General features: G+C 68.4%; 21 protein-coding genes. 11 read left to right on the top strand and 10 right to left on the bottom strand.

Translation table 11 applies throughout. From position 1 onward, the window contains the following. Nucleotides 1-40: 40 nt before the first annotated feature. The 3 genes from dapA to J2X01_RS11010 form a co-directional block, all read right to left on the bottom strand. Nucleotides 41-985, bottom strand: a complete 945-nt coding sequence (dapA, locus tag J2X01_RS11020; RefSeq protein WP_310056806.1) for a 4-hydroxy-tetrahydrodipicolinate synthase — start codon at nucleotides 983-985, stop codon at nucleotides 41-43. 17 nt (nucleotides 986-1,002) lie between these two features. After that, nucleotides 1,003-1,188 carry a hypothetical protein gene (locus J2X01_RS11015; protein ID WP_310056803.1) on the bottom strand — a complete coding sequence of 62 codons (186 nt, stop codon included), beginning with the start codon at nucleotides 1,186-1,188 and terminating at the stop codon, nucleotides 1,003-1,005. Between the two features lie 194 nt (nucleotides 1,189-1,382). Then, nucleotides 1,383-2,099 (bottom strand): IclR family transcriptional regulator, encoded by a 717-nt coding sequence (locus J2X01_RS11010; protein ID WP_310056800.1) that lies wholly within the window; start codon nucleotides 2,097-2,099, stop codon nucleotides 1,383-1,385. Nucleotides 2,100-2,304: 205 nt separating this feature from the next. Here J2X01_RS11010 and J2X01_RS11005 point away from each other — a divergent pair, with 205 nt between their 5' ends. The 3 genes from J2X01_RS11005 to J2X01_RS10995 all read left to right on the top strand — a co-directional run bounded on the left by J2X01_RS11005 (nucleotide 2,305) and on the right by J2X01_RS10995 (nucleotide 5,896). Further along, the gene (locus tag J2X01_RS11005; RefSeq protein ID WP_310056797.1) at nucleotides 2,305-2,841 is read left to right on the top strand and encodes a flavin reductase family protein; all 537 of its coding nucleotides are present in this window, start codon (nucleotides 2,305-2,307) and stop codon (nucleotides 2,839-2,841) included. A 79-nt stretch (nucleotides 2,842-2,920) separates the two neighbouring features. Next, complete coding sequence (gene hpaB / locus J2X01_RS11000) at nucleotides 2,921-4,375, top strand: 4-hydroxyphenylacetate 3-monooxygenase, oxygenase component (protein ID WP_310056794.1); 1,455 nt, start codon at nucleotides 2,921-2,923, stop codon at nucleotides 4,373-4,375. A 186-nt stretch (nucleotides 4,376-4,561) separates the two neighbouring features. Further along, a complete protein-coding gene (locus tag J2X01_RS10995) occupies nucleotides 4,562-5,896 on the top strand; it encodes an MFS transporter (RefSeq protein ID WP_310056791.1) in 1,335 nt (444 codons plus the stop codon). A gap of 90 nt (nucleotides 5,897-5,986) precedes the next feature. Here the strand turns inward: J2X01_RS10995 and J2X01_RS10990 are convergent, their stop codons facing one another. The 5 genes from J2X01_RS10990 to J2X01_RS10970 all read right to left on the bottom strand — a co-directional run bounded on the left by J2X01_RS10990 (nucleotide 5,987) and on the right by J2X01_RS10970 (nucleotide 10,767). Beyond that, on the bottom strand, nucleotides 5,987-6,814 hold the full coding sequence (locus J2X01_RS10990) for an alpha/beta fold hydrolase (RefSeq protein WP_310056789.1): 828 nt from the start codon (nucleotides 6,812-6,814) through the stop codon (nucleotides 5,987-5,989). 4 nt (nucleotides 6,815-6,818) lie between these two features. Then, entirely contained in the window at nucleotides 6,819-7,148 is a 330-nt protein-coding gene (locus tag J2X01_RS10985; protein WP_310056786.1) for a biotin/lipoyl-containing protein, read from the bottom strand. Next, nucleotides 7,141-8,184: an alpha-ketoacid dehydrogenase subunit beta gene (locus tag J2X01_RS10980; protein ID WP_310056784.1), complete on the bottom strand. Its 1,044-nt coding sequence runs from the start codon at nucleotides 8,182-8,184 to the stop codon at nucleotides 7,141-7,143. Before J2X01_RS10980 ends, J2X01_RS10985 begins: the two co-directional genes overlap by 8 nt. Beyond that, nucleotides 8,177-9,211, bottom strand: coding sequence for a thiamine pyrophosphate-dependent enzyme (locus J2X01_RS10975; protein WP_310056781.1), 1,035 nt, complete (start codon nucleotides 9,209-9,211; stop codon nucleotides 8,177-8,179). The genes J2X01_RS10980 and J2X01_RS10975 overlap by 8 nt, the downstream gene beginning before the upstream one ends. 131 nt (nucleotides 9,212-9,342) lie before the next feature. Further along, nucleotides 9,343-10,767 (bottom strand): amino acid permease, encoded by a 1,425-nt coding sequence (locus J2X01_RS10970; protein ID WP_310056778.1) that lies wholly within the window; start codon nucleotides 10,765-10,767, stop codon nucleotides 9,343-9,345. Nucleotides 10,768-10,951: 184 nt separating this feature from the next. Here J2X01_RS10970 and J2X01_RS10965 point away from each other — a divergent pair, with 184 nt between their 5' ends. The 6 genes from J2X01_RS10965 to J2X01_RS10940 all read left to right on the top strand — a co-directional run bounded on the left by J2X01_RS10965 (nucleotide 10,952) and on the right by J2X01_RS10940 (nucleotide 17,433). Next, entirely contained in the window at nucleotides 10,952-11,425 is a 474-nt protein-coding gene (locus J2X01_RS10965; protein WP_310056776.1) for an Lrp/AsnC family transcriptional regulator, read from the top strand. Between the two features lie 156 nt (nucleotides 11,426-11,581). Then, nucleotides 11,582-12,298, top strand: coding sequence for an NUDIX hydrolase (locus J2X01_RS10960; protein ID WP_310057191.1), 717 nt, complete (start codon nucleotides 11,582-11,584; stop codon nucleotides 12,296-12,298). Then, nucleotides 12,295-13,596, top strand: coding sequence for a quinolinate synthase NadA (nadA, locus tag J2X01_RS10955; protein WP_310056774.1), 1,302 nt, complete (start codon nucleotides 12,295-12,297; stop codon nucleotides 13,594-13,596). Before J2X01_RS10960 ends, nadA begins: the two co-directional genes overlap by 4 nt. Then, nucleotides 13,593-15,320 carry an L-aspartate oxidase gene (nadB, locus tag J2X01_RS10950; RefSeq protein ID WP_310056773.1) on the top strand — a complete coding sequence of 576 codons (1,728 nt, stop codon included), beginning with the start codon at nucleotides 13,593-13,595 and terminating at the stop codon, nucleotides 15,318-15,320. Before nadA ends, nadB begins: the two co-directional genes overlap by 4 nt. Further along, nucleotides 15,317-16,258, top strand: a complete 942-nt coding sequence (nadC, locus tag J2X01_RS10945) for a carboxylating nicotinate-nucleotide diphosphorylase (RefSeq protein ID WP_310056769.1) — start codon at nucleotides 15,317-15,319, stop codon at nucleotides 16,256-16,258. The genes nadB and nadC overlap by 4 nt, the downstream gene beginning before the upstream one ends. Nucleotides 16,259-16,266: 8 nt before the next feature. After that, nucleotides 16,267-17,433, top strand: coding sequence for a cysteine desulfurase family protein (locus J2X01_RS10940; protein WP_310056767.1), 1,167 nt, complete (start codon nucleotides 16,267-16,269; stop codon nucleotides 17,431-17,433). 69 nt (nucleotides 17,434-17,502) lie between these two features. Here J2X01_RS10940 and J2X01_RS10935 read toward each other — a convergent pair whose 3' ends face one another. Beyond that, the gene (locus tag J2X01_RS10935; RefSeq protein ID WP_310056765.1) at nucleotides 17,503-17,994 is read right to left on the bottom strand and encodes a GtrA family protein; all 492 of its coding nucleotides are present in this window, start codon (nucleotides 17,992-17,994) and stop codon (nucleotides 17,503-17,505) included. 4 nt (nucleotides 17,995-17,998) lie between these two features. Next, a complete protein-coding gene (locus tag J2X01_RS10930) occupies nucleotides 17,999-18,673 on the bottom strand; it encodes a DUF1684 domain-containing protein (protein WP_310056761.1) in 675 nt (224 codons plus the stop codon). A gap of 84 nt (nucleotides 18,674-18,757) precedes the next feature. Between J2X01_RS10930 and J2X01_RS10925 the strand changes: the two genes are divergently transcribed. Beyond that, on the top strand, nucleotides 18,758-19,582 hold the full coding sequence (locus J2X01_RS10925) for a hypothetical protein (RefSeq protein ID WP_310056758.1): 825 nt from the start codon (nucleotides 18,758-18,760) through the stop codon (nucleotides 19,580-19,582). Between the two features lie 74 nt (nucleotides 19,583-19,656). After that, nucleotides 19,657-20,463 carry a transglutaminase-like domain-containing protein gene (locus tag J2X01_RS10920; RefSeq protein WP_310056755.1) on the top strand — a complete coding sequence of 269 codons (807 nt, stop codon included), beginning with the start codon at nucleotides 19,657-19,659 and terminating at the stop codon, nucleotides 20,461-20,463. The last annotated feature ends 12 nt before the right edge of the window (nucleotides 20,464-20,475 follow it).

Here is a 20,475-nt window from a genome sequence, read left to right as displayed (position 1 = left end):
GCAGGGAGTCGGTACAGGCGGGAATGCTGCGGTGGAGGTGTCAGCGGGAGATCCGGAACCCCTCGACGGGGGTGAGGTAGTCGCGGCCGGCCTCCGCGAGCTCGTTGATCCGCTTCAGGCCGGACTCCGTGGGTGTGATGAGCGGGGGGCGCACGTAATCGGAGGTGATCAGTCCGGATTCGGCCATCAGCCACTTGCTGGGCGCCGGGTTGGTCTCGACGAAGAGCAGGTCCACGAGCGGGTGCACGCCGTAGTGGATCCTGCGGGCGGTCTCAAAGTCACCCTCGACCCACGCCGTGTACATGTCCGCGGAGGCCTTCGGGGCGATGTTGGCCAGGGCGGAAATGAAACCGACGCCGCCGATTGCCATCAGCGGCAGGCAGAGCAGCTCGATGCCGGAGAAGACCAGCAGGTCCTTCCCGGCGAGGTGCATCACGCGGGAGAAGTGCTCGAAGTCCTTGGTGGTCTCCTTGATGCCGACGATGTTGTCGAAATCGCGGAACAGCCTGGCCACGGTCTCGGGGGCCATGTCGACGGCGGTGCGGGAGGGCACGTTGTAGATCACGAACGGCATCTGCGGGAACTCGGTGGAAATCGTGGCGTACCAGCGGTACAGCGCTTCCTGCGTGGGCCGGGAGTAGTAGGGGGTGATGATCATGGACGCGTCCGCCCCGGCGTCGACGGCGGCCTGGGTGAGTTCCAGCGTTTCGGCCAGTTTCGCGGTGCCGGTGCCGGCCATGAACGGGACCCGATCGCCGATCGCGGCGGCGGTGATGCGGATGGCTTCGGCCCGTTCCTCGATGGACTGGGCGCTGGGTTCACCGGTGGAGCCGCCGATCGTGATGCCGGAGGAGCCGCTGGCGATCTGCCATTCGACCATGTTGCGCAGGCTCTCATGATCCACGCCTCCGGCCTCGGTGAACGGGGTAAACATCGCGGCGAGGGAGCCCTTGAGGTGGTGCCGGGGATCGGAACGGAACTTCATTGTTTTGTCCTTTTCGTTCAGGAAAGCACCGGCACGGCGCCGGTGCGGCTCAGGGCGAGGTAGGCGTCCAGCGTGGCGGCGAGGTCGTCGGCGATCTTTGCCGGCACGAGGCGGTAGCCGGGAGAGAAGTCGCCGTTGGGGATGCTGCCCTTGATCGCGGGGCAGGCCTGCTCGGACTTGCTGCCCGCCGCCGGCGCCTTCATTGGAGCGGCACGCCCTGGTGCGGGGCCGCGGTGCGGGCTGCGGACCTGGCCCGGTACTTTTCCTGCGAAAGCTGCTCCATCGCAACTCCTCATTGCGTATGAAATCGTATACGATACAAACTGCCCCAGGCCGGAGCACTTGTCAAGCATCCCCGGGAGGGAGCTGCCGGCCCGGCGGGGGAGTGTCCGCTGCGTCAGCCCAGCTGGCTCTCGATCCGCCCGGCGCTCGCGGCCAGGGCCGCGGCCACCTCAGCCGGATCCTGGTCGGCGCGGATATACACCACCGCGAGAGCCGCCGGCCGTCCGCCCGGAACGTGGATCGGAACGGCCAGTGAGGAGACGCCGGCGATGACCTCGTCATGGCTGGAGGCGTAGCCGCAGCGGCGCGCCTCGGCCGCTTCGGCCCGGTAGGGGATGCCGGGCGCGGTCGCGGCCCATTCCTGTGCCGAGTGTGCTGACTGGATCGCGATGCCGGGGGCGCCGGCGCTGATCGGATGCCGGGAGCCGGGATGCTGAACCACGGTGGCCCCGGTGTGCCGCGGATCGACGGTGACCAGCGTGACGCATTCCTCGTGGTCCCAGACCGCAACAAAGGCGCTCATCGTCAGGGTGTTGGCGAGTTGCGTGAGCTCCGGCAGGGCCGCCGTCTGGAGGTTCCGTGACACTCCCCGGGCCAGGACCGCGAGGCCCGGACCCGGCTGGACCCTGCCGCCGTCGTCGCGCACCAGCAGCGAATGGTCCTCCAGTGTCCGGAGGATGCGGTAGGCCACGGAGCGGTGCACGCCCATCGCGTCGGCCAGTTCGGCGATGGTGAGCGGGTGCTGGGCATCGGCGAGGATTTCCAGGGCGCGGATGCCGCGCGACAACGTCTGGGAGGGGGAGGCCTGGGCGCTGGCGGCAGTCGGGGTCATTGGTCCATCCTAGGTGCGGGCGGTGGTGAAGCCGGGTGGCACCGGGTGGCCCTTGTGCCGTGCCCCACAGTGCGCTAGCGTTCTATATGGGAACTATATGTTCGATTATAGAATAATTCGATTATAGAACAATCTCCCGGGCGGGCAAGAGCCGCAGGACACACCGCCACAAGACACAGCGACCACAGAACGCAGGGGATCACTGATGATTGCCAAGCCGCGTACCGAGCCCGTACCGGTTGTCCCGGGCCGCACGTCCGCGCCCCGGGACCACCACTTCCGCGGCAGCCTGGGCCGGTTCGCCACGGGCGTCGCAATCGTGACCTTCGATGGCGTCACGAAACGCCACGGCATCACCGTCAATTCCTTCACCTCCGTGTCCATGGACCCGCCGCTGGTACTCGTGAGCATCGCCCGCACAACCAGGGCGCACAACGAGCTCGCCGGCCGGCCCTTCACCGTCAACATCCTGGGCGCGGAACAACGGCAGCTCGCGATGCACTTCGCCGGCCGTCCGGGGCCTGAACCGCGCTGGGTCGAGGGCGAAACTGCTCCCCGGCTCTCCAGCGTGCTGGCTTATTTTGAATGCAAGCCCTGGGCGGCGTACGACGGCGGCGACCACACGCTCTACATCGGCGAGGTAGTGGACTTCAACTACCGCAACGGCGATGCGCTGGCCTTTGCGAACAGCACCTTCACCACGATCCCGGAAAGCCAGCTGGGCATGGAAGACCTGCTCTGACCGGGCGCGTCACGGCAGCCCGCCTGCACACCAACTCAGCCTTTATCGACGCAGCTCAACGACGACTGGAGAAACAGTAATGGGTATCCGTACCGGACAGCAGTACCTGGACAGGCTCAACGAAATGACACCCCACGTGGTGATCGACGGGGAGGTTGTCAGCGAGAAGATCGCCGAGCACCCCGCGTTCCGCAACGTGGCCCGCTCCTACGCCAAGCTCTTCGACATGCAGCATGACCCCAGGTACCAGGACGCGCTGACCTACACCTCACCCACCAGCGGCGACCTCGTCAACGCGTCCTTCCTGGTGCCGAAGACCATCGGGGACCTCGAGCGCCGCCGGCGTGCCATCTCCACCTGGGCAGAATCCTCCAACGGCTTCCTGGGCCGCTCCGGCGACTACATGAACTCCTCGCTCACCGCCCTCAGCACGGCAGAGAAGTGGTTTTCCCAGGCCGACCCCAAATTCGGCGAAAACATCCGCAACTACTACGAGTGGGCCCGTGAAAACGACGTCCTCGCCACCCACACGCTGATTCCGCCGCAGGTGAACCGTTCCGTCTCCGGCTCCGAACAGCTCGGCGGCCAGCTTTCGGCCCGGATTATCGAGGAGCGCGAGGACGGCATCGTCATCCAGGGCGCCCGCATGCTGGCCACCATCGCCCCGATCGCGGACGAGCTCCTGGTTTTCCCCTCCACGGTGCTCCGCGGCACGCCGGAGGATGCCCCGTACTCCTATGCCTTCGCGATCCCCAACGACACGCCGGGCCTGCGCTACCTGTGCCGCACATCGCTGTACAACGGCGGCAGCACCCACGATGAGCCGCTTGCGTCGCGCTACGAGGAAATGGACGCGGTCGCGATCTTCGACCATGTCTTCGTCCCCAACGAGCGCATCTTTATGCTCGGCAACCCGCAACTGTGCAACGGCTTCTACTCCGAAACCGGCGCCGGCGCCCTGATGACGCACCAGGTGGTCACCCGCACCATTGCAAAGAGCGAGTTTTTCCTGGGACTGGCATCCGAACTCGCCGACTCGATCGGCATCGACGGTTTCCAGCACATCCAGGAGGACATCGCCGAACTGATTGTCGACGTCGAAATCGGCAAGGCGCTGGTCCGGGCCTCCGAGGCGGATGCCCGGCTCAACGAAGCCGGCGTGATGCTGCCGAAGTGGTCCACGCTCAACGCGGCCCGCAACTGGTACCCGAAGGTTGCGCAGCGTTTCCCGCAGATCATCCGGAAGTTCTCCGCGTCCGGGCTGATGGCACTTCCGGGCGAGGCCGACGTCAACAGCGAAGCCCGGGCCGACATCGAGATGTACCTGCAGGGCAAGTCGCTGACCGGACCCGAGCGCGTCCGGCTGTTCAAATTGGCCTTCGATGCCTCAATCTCCGGCTTCTCCGGCCGGCAGTCGCTGTATGAGTACTTCTTCTTCGGCGATCCGGTGCGGATGGCCGCGGCCATGGTCAACAGCTACGACCGGGAGCCTGTCCGGGCCAGGGTCCGGGAGTTCCTGAACCGCGACGACTGAGCTGCGTGACGTCGCCCCTTCCCGGGGCGGCGAAGCCCTTTTTTCAAAAATGTGTGCGTCCGGTCACATATTTCATAGTAAGATACTGAATACTAACTGACCGTTCGATCAGTAAATGCTAGAGGCATTCAGTTATTCCATCGCACCCACCCGGGCAGTACCTCTGCCCCCAGCAACGGAGTTCCAATGACCGCAACTTCAAGTGTCGATTCTGAGGCGGGCCCCAGCAGCAAGCATGAGGAACGCAAGGTCCTCGCGGGCACCTTGGTCGGGACCACCATCGAGTGGTACGACTTCTTCATCTTCGCCCAGCTGACGGCAACGCTGCTGTCGCCGCTGTTCCTGGCACCGCTGAACGCCTCCAACCCGGGCCTGGCACAGATCCTGTCCTTTGCCCTCATCGGCATCAGCTTCCTGTTCCGCCCGCTCGGCGCCATCGTCGCCGGCCACCTCGGTGACCGCCTCGGCCGCAAGGCCATGCTGGTCTTCACCCTCATCATGATGGGCGCCGCCACGGCGCTGATCGGCATGCTGCCGACCTACGCCCAGATCGGCGTCTGGGCTCCGGTCCTGCTGATCCTCCTCCGCGTCATCCAGGGCTTCTCCGCCGGCGGTGAATGGGGCGGCGCCGCCCTGATGGCAGTCGAGCACGCTCCCAAGAGCAAGCGCGGCCTGTTCGGTGCGTACCCGCAGATCGGTGTTCCGGTCGGCATGATCCTCGCCACCGGCCTGCTGTACTTCCTCAATACCACCATGTCCAAGGAAGACTTCGCCGCCTGGGGCTGGCGTGTGCCGTTCCTTCTCTCCATCGTGCTGATCGTCGTCGGCTACCTGATCCGCCGCGCGGTGGCCGAGAGCCCCGTCTTCAAGGAGATGCAGGAACGCAAGGAAAAGAGCAAGGCTCCGCTCGGAGAGCTCATCCGCAAGCACAAGAAGGCCGTTCTCTACTCGACGATGATCTTCATCGGCAACAACGCTGCCGGCTACCTGCTGATCGCCTTCTTCATCTCCTACGCCACCAAGTCCCTGAAGATGCCCGTCGCGCAGATCCTGCTGGCCACCACGCTGGCATCCTTCGGCTGGCTGATCTTCACCCTGATCGGCGGCTGGCTGTCGGACAAGATCGGCCGCGTCAAGACCTTCCTGATCGGCTACGGCATCGTCTTCGCCTGGATGATCCCGATGTTCGCCCTGATCGACACCAAGAACATCCTGCTCTACGGCGTTGCGCTGTTCGTCCTGACCATCGGCCTGGGCCTGTCCTACGGCCCGATGTCCGCGATGTACGCCGAGATGTTCCCGGCGAACGTGCGCTACTCGGGCATCTCCATCGGCTACGCCTTCGGTGCCATCCTGGGCGGCGCGTTCGCGGCCACCATCGCGGAGGTCCTGCTGCAGGGCACCGGGTGGACCGGTTCCATCGGTATCTACATCATGATCCTCTGCGTCATCTCCGCCGCCGGCGTCCTCCTCGCCGGGGAAACCAAGGGCCGCCCGCTGGGCGTCAGCAGCCACCACTAGCCCGCACAACAGCAACGCGGGGTCACTTAGCGCCCATCCGGAACCCCGGACCGGCGCTAAGTGGCCCCGCGTTGACTCTTTAAGGAGGGCCTAGACGGCCAGGAAGCTGATGGCTCCCTGCTTGAAGGCGCGGCTGGTGATGGCGTTGGCGTGGTTCCGGCCGGGCAGGACCAGCTGCTCGACCATGGCTCCGGCCTTGGCGCCGAGGGCAGCAAGGTCCGGCATTGACGCGGCGCGCTCGTCCTTCTCCCCGGCCACCAGCAGCATCGGCACGTGCGGCACGGCCTCGGCGGGATCGAACGGCTCGCCCTTGATGGCCTCCACGAGGGACAGCAGCGAGAAGATGTTGTTGCTTGGCAGCATCTGGGCCATTTTCAGCAGCCCGGCCGTGGACGCGTCGGCGATCGGCGTGCCGTCGGCCAGGTAGCGCTGCGCGGCGACCAGGTCGAAGTCGGCCAGCGGATCGGCGACGTTCGGGCCCCCGAGGACCAGCCGGTGCACCAGTTCATGCTGGGTGGCGCCGAATTCCCAGGCGAGCCGGGAGCCGAGCGAGTAGCCGATCAGGTCCAGCCCGCTGGACGGGTCGCCGTCGCGCAACGGGCGGACGCCGGCGTCGAACGCGATCTGCAGCAGGTCGGCGCGGATCCTGCTGGGGGTGTAGGAATCCATGTCCTCGGGGGCGCCGCTGCGCCCGTGGCCGGGAAGGTCCACCGTGATGACGCGGCGGCCGGCCTCCAGCAGCGCGGCCAGCCAGCCGGTGTCCTCCCAGTTGAGTTTGGAAGAGGAGGAGAAGCCGTGCAGCAGCAGCACCGGGCGCAGTCCGGCGTCGGATCCTGGCTCGTGCACTCCGACGTATAACTGGGGGTCGGTGCCCTCGACGGTGTGGGAGTGCTGTTCGCCGGTGTGTCTGCCGCTCATGGTGTCAGTCCTCATCAAGTACGGCGCTCAGGCGGACCCGGCGCTTCGGTGCCTCTTCCCTCGGGACCGTGCCCACGATGCCGGCGGTGTTGTCCGGCACCTCAAACACAATCAAGGGCTCGCCGACATTGATCTTGTCACCGGGCCCGCCGTGGATACGGACCACTTTACCTGCCTGCGGGCTGGGCAACTCAACGGCTGATTTTGTGGTTTCCACCTCTACCAGGGGCTGGTTCCGCTCCACCTGGTCGCCCGGGGCCACGAGCCATTCCAGCACGGTTGCCTCGATCAGGCCCTCGCCGAGGTCGGGGAGCGGGAAGGAAATTTCAGCCACGTTTGTACTCCAGTACTCGCTGGATCCCGAACAGGATCCGGTCAATGTTTGGGATGTATTCGTCTTCCAGGTCCCCCGAGGGGTACGGGACGTCAAAGCCGGTGACCCGCTCCACCGGAGCCCTGAGCGTGTCGAAGCAGCTCTGCGTGATCAGCTGGGCCACCTCGGCACCCAGCCCGGAGGTCAGCGGCGCTTCATGGACGACGACGGCGCGGCGCGTCCTGCGCACGGAGGCCGCCAGCGCCCCGGCGTCGATCGGCTTGAGCCAGCGCAGGTCCAGGACCTCGACGTCGATCCCGTCCTCCGCGGCGAGCTCTGCCACCTGCAGGCAGCGGGAGACCATGGCTCCCCAGGCGACGAGCGTGAGGTGGCGGCCTTCGCGCATCACCTTTGCTCCGGTGGGGGAGCCGCCCGCCGGGTCGTGTCGGGCGATGTTGACCTCGCCCTTCTGCCAGTAACGGGACTTCGGCTCCATGAAGATCACCGGGTCCGGGCGCGTCGCGGCATATTTGAGCAGGTGGTAGGCCTCGTGCGGGTTCGACGGCGAGACCACCTTCAGGCCGGGCACGTGGGCGAAGAGTGCCTCGAGGCTTTCGCCGTGGTGTTCGGGGGCGCGGATGCCGCCGAAACTGGGAACCCTGAGCGTGATGGGCATCGGCATGGTGCCGCGGCTGCGGTAGTTCATCCGGGCGATCTGGCAGACGATCTGGTTGATCGCCGGGTAGGCGAAGCCGTCGAACTGGACCTCGGGGATGGGGTGGAATCCGGCCATCGCCAGACCCACCGACATGCCCAGAATCCCTGATTCCGCCAGCGGCGTGTCGAAGACGCGGCGCTCGCCGTGCCTGGCCTGCAGGCCGTCGGTGATCCGGAAGACGCCGCCGAGCCGGCCGCAGTCCTCGCCGAAGACCAGGGTCTTTGGATGCTCCGCGAGGACTTCGTCGAGGGCGCGGTTGAGCGCCTGCTGCATGGACATCACGGTGGTGGTCACGGAGCGTTCCACAAGCGTTGCCCCTTCGAGTGTCGGGCTAGACATGTTCGGACTCCTCGCGCCAGCTGGCGGCCTGGGCCTGCAGCGCAGGGGTGGTTTCCTGGAAGACCAGGTCAAACATTTCGGTGCCGGGGCGGGGACCGAGCGCCTGGATGCCGGCGCGGATCTGTTCCTCCTCCGCCTGGGCCGCGGCGAGGGCCGCGGCGAAGAAGGCCTCATCCGCGATGCCGTCGGCGAGCAGCTGCTGCCGGAAGCGCTGCAGCGGGTCAGGGCCGGCGCCGTCGCGCTCCTCGTCGAGGGAGCGGTAGCGTCCCGGATCATCGGACGTCGAGTGCGGGCCGCGGCGGTAGGTCATGGCCTCAATGAGCACCGGGCCGTTGCCGGACCGGGCGTGCGCGAAGGCTCGCCGGGTCGCGGCGAGGACGGCGACGACGTCGTCGCCGTCGATCTGCAGTGCCGCCATGCCGTAGCCGGCGGCGCGGGCGGCGACCGAGCCGCCCGCCACCTGGCGTTCGGTCGGAACCGAGATGGCCCAGCCGTTGTTCTGGACGAAGAACACCACGGGGGCCTTCATCACGGCGGCGAAATTCAAGGCCTCATGGACGTCGCCCTGGGAGGAGGCGCCGTCGCCGAAGTAGCTGAGCGCCACGCCGTCCTTCCCGTCCAGCGTCTGCCCGTGGGCCCAGCCGACGGCGTGCAGCACCGAGCCTGCCACCACGGCCTGGATCGGCGCGAGCCGGGATTCCAGCGGGTTGTAGAGGCCGCCGTGCCAGGTGGCTTTGTGCGTGGACATGTACGCCACCATGTCAACGCCCATGGTGCGCGCCACGCCCATCTCGCGGTAGGTCGGGAAAACGAAGTCCCGGGCGGTGTCAACGGCGAAGCCGCTGCCCACCTGGGCCGCCTCCTGGCCAAGCTCGGGCGCGTAGCCGGGAATGATCCCCTGGCGCTGCCAGGCGACGGCTGCGGTATCCAGGTGACGGACCGCCGCCATCAGCCAATAGAGCTCGCGGAGCTGGGCGGGCGCGAGCGGTTCGGCGGCGTCGCCGGAAGCCAACGGAAGGGTATCCATGGCTGTGACCCTAGTCACCCGCCAGCGGCTGGGCAATCAGCCTCCGGATCACTGACCAGACTGTACAAGAGTGCCAATTCGTGTGGCATTGGGCCTGACAGTTTGTACAGCGCCGCGGCGTACCGGCCGGGCTACCTCCCGGCGTCGGCGGGTTCGGCCTGCTCTGCCGGTGCCGCGCTGCGGTTGCGGGTCAGCCGGGCACCGAGCCAGCAGGCCGCGGCGATGCCGGCGACCAGGATGATGGTGCTGACGAGCTGCTTGCTGCTGTCCGGGCTGCTGAAGCCGACGGCGAAGATCAGGGCCAGGAGCACCAGCCCGAAGATCGTCAGGCCAGGGAAGCCCTTCATCCGCAGCGGGAGGACGGTGCCGTCACGGTCGGCGCGGCGGCGGAGGATCAGCTGGGACACCAGCGCCGAGCCCCACACCATCAGGCAGGTCGAGCCGACCAGCTGGAACAGCGCCGGAAGGATCTTCTCGGGGAAGAGCAGCTCCAGCACGGCGGCCAGGAAGCCGAACGCCACGGAGACGCCGACTGCGAGCATCGGCACGCGTGCCTTGTTGATCTTTGACAGGAAGCGGGGCGCCTCGCCGCGTTCGGACAGCGAGTAGACCATCCGGGACGCCCCGTAAAGGTTCGCGTTCAGGGCCGAGAGGAGTGCGACGACGGCCACCAGGGTGATGGCGGCGCCGGCGCCGGGGATGCCGGCCATGTCCAGGACGCCGGCGAAGGGTGACGCGAGGGCGTCCGAGGTGGATGGCAGGACGGCGGCGATGACGAACACGGAGCCGATATAGAAGACCAGGATGCGCCACACGACGGTGCGGATTGCCTGCGCCACACTGTGCTGGGGGTTCTCCGTCTCGGCGGCGGCCACACTGACAATCTCGGTCCCGCCGAAAGCGAAAATCACCACGAAGAGCGCTGTGGCGATGCCGCCCAGGCCGGCCCGGGCGAAGTCGGCGGTGACGTTGGACAGGCCCGGGGACTCGACATCCGGCAACCAGCCCAGCAGCAGGGCGGCTCCGATGCCGAGGAACAACACAATGGCGGCCACCTTGAGAATGGCGAACCAGAACTCGAACTCACCGAAGTTCTTCACCCCGGCGAGGTTGATCGCGGTGAACAGCACCATAAAGATCAGGGACAAAGCCCAGACCGGGATCACCGGCCACACCGTGAACAGCAGGGCGGAGGCGCCGAGGGCCTCGGCGGCGATGACCACCACGAGCTGCAGCCACCAAAGCCAGCCGACGGTCGCCCCCGCGGTTTTGCCCATGGCTTTTTGCGCGTAGACGGAGAAGGCGCCGCTGTTGGGGTTGGCCGCGGCCATCTCGCCGAGAGCCCACATCACCAGGATGATCAGGGTTCCGGCAACGAGGTAGGAGATCAGCACGGCCGGTCCCGCCGCCTGGATTCCTGCGCCCGAGCCGAGGAACAGGCCGGCGCCGATCGCGCTGCCCAGTCCCATCATGGTCAGTTGGCGTGGCTTCATGCTGTGCCCCAGGCTCGGGGCGGGGACCGCGGTGGGTAGCGTCGCGGTGGACTTCGTTGTCATGGCGAACCTTCGTGTGGTTTGGGTCTGTGCGTCCTTATGGGACCTATTGAATTTACCGTCCTTACGCCGGCGCTAAGGATCGCCGGGCCGCCACTGGCGTGAGAGCATGGTGGCAGTTTGCTAATTAAAACGGGGGTATTGGCGGCGGTTTGTCCCACCGGGGCCGCGTGGAAAGGAAAAATCCATGGACGTTGATCCGCTGGATGCAAAGATTGTCCGATTTTTCACGGATTTCCCCAGGGCCTCGATCCTGGAGGCCTCCCGGGTGCTGAAGGTAGCCCGCGCCACGGTGCAGTCGCGGCTGGACCGGATGCAGGACGCCGGTGTGATCGGCTCATGGGTGCCGCACCCGGATCCGGCACACTTCGGCTTCCCGGTGGTGGCGTTCTGTTCCCTCACGATCAATCAGGATCTCGGGCACGACGCCGTCGTGGAGGCCATGGCGAGGATCCCGGAACTGATTGAGATCCACACCGTGTCCGGGAGCTCGGACCTCATGGCCCGTATCGCGGCACGGTCCAATTCGGACCTCCAGCGCGTCCTCGATGCCATGATCGCCACCAGGACGATCCTGCGGTCCTCGTCCGTGATCGTCCTCAACACGCATTTCCAGGGGCGCACCCTGCCGCTGCTCGAAGCCGCAGCCACAAGCAAGTGACAGGCCCGCCGGCATGTGACCTGAAACATTTTGCGCCCGGCCGGCGGGGCCGTATCATTAGTTCTAGTCAATTTGACTATAACTAATCCGGCGGTTGGGCCGGAACTGTCCGGGAAGCGCGCCACTGCCGGCCCGGCACGCACGAATGCGGGGTGAATCACCGTTTACACCACAGCAGCCAACGTCGCCGAACGCCAGCTCGCACCGCCGTCGCTGGCCATCTCGACGGTGATCTTCGCCCTCCGCCCCAGCGAACGCTCCGGACGCCCCACCCTCTGGATCCCGCTGGTGCGCCGGATCCGGGAACCCTTCAAAGGACTCTGGGCGCTGCCCGGCGGCCCGCTGAGCCACACCGAGTCCCTGCCGGACGCCGCCTTGCGGAACCTGCGGGAAACGACCGGCCTGGCGCCCAGCTACCTCGAGCAGCTTTACGCCTTCGGCGGCCTGCACCGCTCGCCCACCCAGCGCGTCGTATCGATCGTCTACTGGGCGCTCGTGCAGCCCACCGAGGCCGCGCTCGCGGACGAATCCGAGAACGTCAAATGGTTCCGGGCCGACCGGCTGGGCGAGCTGGCCTTCGACCACAACGCCATCATTGACTACGCGCTGTGGCGGCTGCGCAACAAGATGGCCTACGGATCCATTGCGTACCACCTGCTGGGCGAATATTTCACCCTCGCCCAGGTCCGGGAGGTCTACGAGGCCGTTCTGGACCGCGAACTGGACCCGGCCAACTTCCGCCGCCACGTCAAGGCCACCCCGGAAATCGAAGAGACCGACCAGTATCTGCAGGGCGGCAAACACCGCCCGCCCCGCCTCTACCGCTTCACCGGCCGCCCAGGCCTCGATCCAGACAACAGGAGCACACCATGAGCAGCGTCAACACAGCCATCCAGCTGATCACGCGCGAACAGGCCGCCAGCAATTTGGCCGCCGCTTCCACCTGCAGCCCGGCGCTGGCCCGCGGGCCCTGGGACTACGACCTCGCCGAGGCCCTCGCCGGCGCGCCCGCCTACGGACCGGGCGCCTCGGCCGCCGACGTGGCACCGGCCTCGAGCCCCCGGCAGGGCCAGCTCCCGGAGGAGTACAAGCTGGCCAGCGACGCCGAACTCGACGTCCGGATCAGGGCCGCCAAGGCGGCCCTTGGGGACCGCGCCGTCGTCCTGGGCCACTTCTACCAGCGCGACGAGGTGGTGGAGTACGCCGACTTCGTGGGCGATTCCTTCCAGCTGGCCAACGCGGCGCTGACCCGACCCGACGCCGAGGCCATCATCTTCTGCGGCGTGCACTTCATGGCCGAGACCGCGGACATCCTGTCCCGGCCGGACCAGGCCGTGATCCTGCCCAACCTCGCCGCAGGCTGCTCGATGGCGGACATGGCGGACATCGACTCCGTGACAGAGTGCTGGGAGCAGCTCGCGGAAGTCTTCGGCACGGAGCCCGACGCCGACGGCCGCGTCCCCGTCATCCCGGTCACGTACATGAACTCCTCCGCAGCCCTCAAGGGCTTCTGCGGCGAGCACGGCGGAATCGTCTGCACGTCCTCCAACGCCGCGACTGTCCTGGAGTGGGCGTTCGAGCGCGGCCAGCGCGTGCTGTTCTTCCCGGACCAGCACCTGGGCCGCAACACCGCCAAAGCCATGGGCGTGCCGCTGGAGCAGATGCCCATGTGGAACCCGCGCAAGGACCTCGGCGGCAACGACGAACAGGCCCTGCTCGATTCCCGGGTGATCCTCTGGCACGGCTTCTGCTCGGTCCACAAGCGCTTCAATGTCGGCCAGATCGAGAAGGCCCGCGCCGAGTTCCCCGGCGTGCAGGTGATCGTGCACCCGGAGTGCCCCATGGAGGTAGTTGACGCCGCCGATTCCGCCGGGTCCACCGACTTCATCAAGAAAGCCATCGCCGCGGCCACCGAACCCACAGTGTTTGCGATCGGCACCGAGATCAACATGGTGAACCGGCTCGCCGCGGAATACCCGCAGCACACCATCTTCTGCCTGGACCCGGTGATCTGCCCCTGCTCCACGATGTACCGCATCCACCCGGGCTACCTCGCCTGGGTCCTGGAGGCACTCGTCCGGGGCGAGGTCCTCAACCGCATCACCGTGGACGAGGACGTCGCCGCCCCGGCAAAAGTGGCCCTGGAACGCATGCTGGCGGCGCGGCCGTGACCAGGCGGCTCGTGATTGTCGGCAGCGGGGTTGCGGGGCTCTACGCCGCGCTGCTCGCGACCGACGCCGCCACCGCCGGCGGCCGTGACATCGAAGTGGTCCTCCTGACCAAGGGGACCCTGGAGCAGAGCAACACCTTCTTCGCCCAGGGCGGTGTCTCGGCGGTGCTGGCGCCGGGGGAGGCAGCTCCCGGGGACTCCGTGGCTGCCCACATCGCGGACACGCTCACCGCCGGTGCGGGGCTCAACGACGCCGAGGCAGTCCGGGTCCTGTGCACCGAGGCCGTCCGGGACATCGCCGGACTGGGCCGCTATGGCGTGCATTTCGACGCGGGTCCCGACGGCGGACCGGCCCTGGGCCTGGAAGCGGCACATTCGGCCGCCCGCATCCTGCACGCCGGCGGAGACGCGACCGGTGCCTGCATCGCCCGCGGGCTCGTCGCCGCCGTCCTGGAGCGGACAGCCCAGGGCAGGCTCCGGGTGGAGACCGGCGCCTTCGTCACCGAACTCCGCACCGGCCGCCCCAGGCAGGGCCCCCTGGCGGGCGCCGCCCGGGTGACCGGCGTCGACTACCTGTCCAAGGGGCACCCCCGGCAGCTGGACGCCGACGCGGTCCTCCTGGCCACCGGCGGTGCCGGCAGGCTCTTTGCCCGGACCAGCAACCCCTCCGTCGCCACGGGCGACGGCCTGGCGCTCGCGTGGCGGGCGGGGGCGGCCGTCCGGGACCTGGAGTTCTTCCAGTTCCATCCCACCACGCTGGCGGCGGACGAGCTCCCCGGCGGTCCGCCGGCGCTGCTCATTTCCGAGGCGGTCCGCGGCGAGGGAGCCGTCCTGCTCGACGCCGCCGGCTACCGCTTTATGCCGGACTACCACGCGGACGCCGAACTCGCCCCGCGCGACGTCGTCTCCCGCAGCATCGCCCTGCACCTGGCCGCTGTTGGCGCGCCGGCGGACAGCCCCGTCTTCCTGGACGCCCGTGGAATCGAGGCCGCCCGCGGTCCCGGTTTCCTGGCCCGCCGTTTCCCCACCATCAACGCTGCCACCCGCGCCGCCGGTTACGACTGGACCACGCAAACGCTTCCGGTGTCCCCGGCGGCCCACTACTGGATGGGAGGCGTGTCCACCGACCTGTGGGGACGCACGTCCGTGCCGGGGCTGTACGCGGCCGGCGAAGTCGCGTGCACGGGCGCGCAGGGCGCCAACCGGCTGGCCAGCAATTCGCTCCTGGAAGGACTGGTCTTCGGCCGCCGCGCGGTGGAAGCCTTCCTCGGGGGCCCGGGCACGGAGATGGGCCCGGCGGCTACAGCCGCCGGCAGCAGGGCCGAACTCCCTGCCGCGGAGCCCGGGGTGCAGACGGTTCCGTTCAGCCGGGACGCGCTGCGGCGCCTGATGACCGCTGCCGCCGGAGTGATGCGCACCGCAGCCGAACTCGACGCCGCCGCCCGCCGGCTCGCGGAGTGGGCTGCGGGCACCGCCGGTGAGGACCGCTCCGTCCTGGACCAGTCCGGCCACGAGGACCGGAACCTGCTGTTGGCCGCCCGGCTGCTGGTCGCGGCCTCGCTGAAGCGCACCAGCTCCGTGGGCGCCCACTATCGTGCCGACGCCGAACCCGCTGCCGCCCGCCCCGCCCTGCTCGCAGTGCCCGCCCGCTCCACCCCGCCGGCCGGCGTTCATGGCCGCCGGCATGCCCCCGCATCCCGCCCGAAACAAAGGATCCCGTCATGACAGCACCCGCCGCAGCCCGCCCGAGCGCCCTCCCGGTGGCGGAGCTCGCCGGTACCCTGCCCGCCGCCGCCGTCGACGCGGTGCTGCGGGCCGCGCTGCTGGAGGACGCGCCGTACGGTGACATCACCTCGCAGACGCTCATCCCCGCCGACGCGCGCGCGACGGCGGTCCTGGCCGCCCGCGTTCCCGGGGTATTCAGCGGCGGCGAGGTGTTCGCCGCTGCGATGAAGCTCACGGACGCCGGTGCCGACGTCGAGCTCCTGGTGGCCGACGGTGCGGCCTTTGCCGCGGGAACGCCGCTCGCGAGGGTCCGCGGGAACGCCCGCGCCGTGCTGCTGGCCGAACGCGTCGCCCTGAACCTGGTCCAGCGGATGAGTGCCATCGCCACGAAGACGGCCGAGTTCGCGGCGCTGGTTCACGGCACCGGCGCGCGGATCACCGACACCCGGAAGACAACGCCGGGGCTGCGCGTGCTCGAACGCTACGCCGTGCGGTGCGGCGGCGGCGCGAACCACCGCTTCAGCCTCTCGGACGCCGTACTGGCCAAGGACAACCACCTGGCCGTCCTCACCGGCGGGGACGCGTCCAGGCTCACCGCGGTGCTGCAGGACGCCAGGGCCCGGCTCGGACACACCACTCACTTTGAGGTGGAGGTGGACAGCATGGAGCAGATCGAACCCGTGCTTGCAGCGGGGGTGGACACCATCATGCTCGACAACTTCTCCCTGCCGGAGCTCGCCGCCGGAGTAGCCCTCGTGGCTGGCCGCGCCCGCGTCGAAGCCAGCGGCAACGTCAACCTGGCCACCGTGGCCGGCATCGCAGCCACGGGGGTGGACGTCATCTCGATCGGCGGGCTCACCCACAGCGTCGCGGCGCTGGACCTCGGGCTCGATATTGAACTCGAGCCTGTTCCTGCCCCGGACCAGACGGCGCACTGAAACCCGCCATGATCTTCCTCGACGCCGCTGCCACCACCCCGGTCCGCCGCGAGGTGCTGGAGGCCATGTGGCCGTACCTCACCGGGGAGTTCGGCAACCCCTCGAGCCGCCATTCCCTCGGCGACGCCGCCGCCACGGCGCTCGCCGCGGCGCGCACGGCGAGCGCCAAAGTCCTCGGCTGCCGCCCGGGCGAAGTCATCTTCACCTCCGGCGGCACGGAAGCGGACAACCTGGCAGTCAAGGGCATCGCCCTGGCCCGCCGCGCCGCTGACCCGCGGCTGGACCGCGTGGTGATCAGCGCCGTCGAGCATCCCGCCGTGGAGGAATCAGCCCGCTACCTCGAACGCGTGCACGGCTTCGCCGTCGACGTCGTCCCGGTGGACGCCTGCGGCCGCGTCACCGAGGAGGCCCTCGCCGCGGTCCTCTGGCCCGGGACCGCCCTGGTGAGCATCATGTACGCCAACAACGAGGTCGGCACGGTGCAGCCCATCGCCCGGCTCGCCGCGCTGGCCCACGCGCAGGGCACCCCCTTCCATACCGACGCCGTCCAGGCCGCCGGCTGGCTGCCGCTGGACACCGCGGTGCTTGGCGTGGATGCGCTCAGCGTCTCCGGCCACAAGCTGGGCGCGCCGAAGGGGAACGGGGCGCTGTTCGTGCGCGGCCGGACCCGGCTGGAACCCGTGATCCACGGCGGCGGGCAGGAGCGCGGGCGCCGCTCGGGGACCGAGAACGTCGCCGGCGCCGTCGCGCTCGCGACAGCCCTGACGCTGGCAGCGGCCTCGCAAGGGGACCGCGCGTCCCATGTCGCGGCCCTGCGCGATGACTTCATCCGGGCCGTGCGGGCCGGAGTCCCGGGTGCCGTCCTCACGGGCCACCCGAGCGAGCGGCTGCCCTCCGTCGCCTCGTTCTGCTTCCCGGGGACCAGCGGCGAATCCGTGCTGCTGGAACTTGAGCGACTGGGTGTCATCTGCTCCAGCGGCTCGGCCTGCGCCGCAGGTTCGGACGAGCCGTCCCCGGTGCTGCGGGCGATGGGCATCGAGGACGACATTGCCCAGGCCGCGGTCCGTTTCAGCTTCGACTCCACGGTCACGGCGGCGGAGCTGCAGGAGGCGGCGGCCGCGGTCCGCACCGCCGTCGGCAGCGTCCAGGCCCTCGGGAGCACACACCCGGGTTGATCTATCCCTTGATGTCGTTATCGGGCCCCTTTGGCCGCATCAACTGACAGTTCAACCGGGCGTTGGGGGTCAGTGGTGCCGGGCCCGGCGGAAAATCCAGTGCCGCAGCAGGGTGAAACGCACGGCGGTGGCCGCCAAGCCGGCCAGGGTGGTGGTCCACAACTCGAGGGCGACGGTCGCGGCGGGGTTGATCCAGTGCAGGACGCCGAGGCTGCCGCCGGTGAGCAGCAGCGCCACCAGGATCACGATCAGGCCGTTGAGATGGTCGCGCTTCATCCGGTGGCGTTCCGTGATTTTGAAAGTCAGCCGCCGGTTCAGCGGCGTATTCATGAGTGAGGTGAGGATCAGGGCTGTCGCGTTGGCCGGCTGCGGGCCGAAGTACGGCCGAAGGAAGGCATAGAGCGCCAGCGACGTCACCGTGCAGACAATTCCGACGCCGGTGAACCTCAGCAGCTGCCGGGCGACCGGATAGCGCAGGACGCCGCGGTGCCGGCGGCGGACGGGAACACGGACGGCGGCGACGGCAGGGGCAGGGGCGTGCTGCTCGAGCTGGGCATCCATCCGCTCAGTAAAGCTCGCCGACAGGAATCTCCACGGCCAGGCGGTTGGAGGGGCCGGCGAGGGGGCAGGCCCACGCCTCGTTGTAGGCGCAGGACGGGTTGTAGGCGAAGTTGAAGTCGACAACGAACTCGGCCTCCGGGCCCGATCCCTGCACACCGTGGAAGGCGCCCTTGATCGTGTCCAGCAGGTAGCGGCCCGCGCCGTAGCTGCCGCCGGGCTGCCCGGCCGTGGCATCACGGAACGGCACGAAGATACCGCCGCCGTAGCCGTGGAGCCTCCACACGGCGAGCTGGCCCAGTTCCGGCAAATCGAAAGTGCCCAGCCGGACGAAACGGACCACACCGTCCGTCCCGGTTTCCACGTTCATCTCCCGGCCGGCGCCCTCGCCGGTGACCGGAATGTGGAAGCGGTAGATCGGGTCGTAGTCCGCCGTTTTGAGCCCGCCGAAACTCGACTTCGCGGCGGCCGTGAGCGGCGATGCGGGGTGGGTGCCGAGCATCCGGTCCCGCTCCTGGCGCCAGTAGGAATGCGCCTCGGCCGGATCCTCCGCCGCGATCTTGCGCACATTCGCGTAGAGCGCAAACGTCCGGAGCCGCCACTCCGCGATGTCGACGGCGGAAATGTCCGCCACGCTGTCCTGCACCCCGAAATCCGTCGAGTCAATTCCCTGATCCGCCATGGCCCCAGCGTATCCCGCTTTCCGGTGGCGAATCGCGCCGTTCATTGTGGACGCCGCGGCCCGAAGTCCCGCTACGCTGGCACCATGACCGGGACGGATACCCTGCTGCGGACAATGGCCCGCGGCATCCGGGCGGCCGCTGCGGTGGCGCTCACTGCCGCCGCACTCTCCGGCTGCAGCGGCGACAACCAGGGCGCCCCCGCCTGGACGGCGGGCAGCGGCCCGAACCCGAACGGAGGCGTGCCGTCCGCCGAACCATCGGCGGGCAGCACCGCACCGGCGGCCATACCCCCGTCCGCCGGCTCCGGAACGCCGGAACCAGGCTCGACAGTGGCGGTCTGGAAGGTTTTCACCGATCCGGGGAAGACCATCAGTTTTGAGCTGCCGCAGGAGTGGATCGCGCAGTCGGTTACCCCCGACCAGGGAACCATGGCGGGCGCCCTGAAAATCGAGGTCAAGGACGCCCAGGGCGGCTACCTCGCCACCCTGCAGACCGGGCTTCCCCCGAGGCCCGCCGCGGCCTGCACGGATGACGCGGCGAAACCGTACACTGTCGTCAGCAGTGTCCCAGTCGCGCTGCCGCACCGCGGCGGGGACGGCACCATCGAGCCGCATGTGGTGTTCCGGGTGATCCAGGGCTACCGGTACTTCGGCTCCTATGGCATTACCAACATCGTCGGCGGGACGGCAGGCACCGCCTGTGCGCTGCAAAACGTGGTCCGCGGCCCCGAGGGAATGGGGGACTACTCCTTCGCTGACCTGACGGAGCTGAAGGCGTTGGCCCCGGACCAGAAGGTGGCACCGGCCAAGGCGTTCGACACCCTCGACCAGGCGGCCAGCTACGTCAACGAAGGCTCGGAATTCGCAAACATCCAGCGGATGCTAATGTCGCTGAAGATCAAAAACTAGTCCCGCTCCGCCCCGCACACCTCCGGGCCGGGGGCGGTGTCCTAACCCGCTGGTAACCTCACACCCGGAGATACATGGAACGCGCTGTAGCCGCCCGCCTGGCCTTCAAGACCGTGGCCGACACCAAGGTCGCCCTGGCGGTGTCCGTGGCCCGAAACTCCGGCTACAGCGGCTTCGTGGAGTCGTTGTCCGTGACCGCCGGCGGCGAGGAGGTCCCGCTGACCGAGCTCTCGGACCACCACGGCGGGCGCTTCCACTACATGGAATTCGCGGAACCCTCGGACGTGCTCGTGGAGTACACCGCCTCCGTCACCGGCTTCGCGGTGCCGGAGGAACCACGGCTGATGGAACTCATCCGCTACGTCCGGCCGAGCCGCTATGCCGAGTCGGACCGGCTCCTGCCGACCGCCTACGCGGAATTCGGCGGCCTGCAGGGCGGCGAGCTGTTGCACGCGGTGCGCAACTGGGTCTTCAGCGAGTTGCGCTACATCAGCGGATCCTCCCGGGGGACCGACGGCGCCGTCGAGACCCTGCTGCACCGCCGCGGTGTCTGCCGCGACTTCGCCCATCTGGCCATCTCGCTGCTGCGGGCCAAGAATGTTCCGGCCAGGCTGGCCGCCGTCTATGCCCCGGGGCTGAGCCCCATGGACTTCCACGCGGTGGCCGAGGCCCATATCAACGGTGCCTGGCACATCATCGACCCCACCGGACTGGCGCCGCGGGAGAGCATGCTGCGGATCACCGCCGGCCGGGACTCCTCGGATACTGCTTTCCTCTCGACAGTGGGCGGCAGCCTGTCCCTGACGCAGCTCCAGGTCACCGCGGTCGTGGACGGCGGACTGCCGAATGAGGATCCAGCGAAGCTCGTCGCCCTCCGGTAGCGCTCCGGGACC

The organism is Arthrobacter ginsengisoli, from assembly GCF_031456935.1.
GTDB classification, from domain to species: domain Bacteria; phylum Actinomycetota; class Actinomycetes; order Actinomycetales; family Micrococcaceae; genus Arthrobacter; species Arthrobacter ginsengisoli.
Note: the sequence above shows the minus strand (reverse complement) of the source record. Positions and strands in the feature narration are given on the sequence as shown.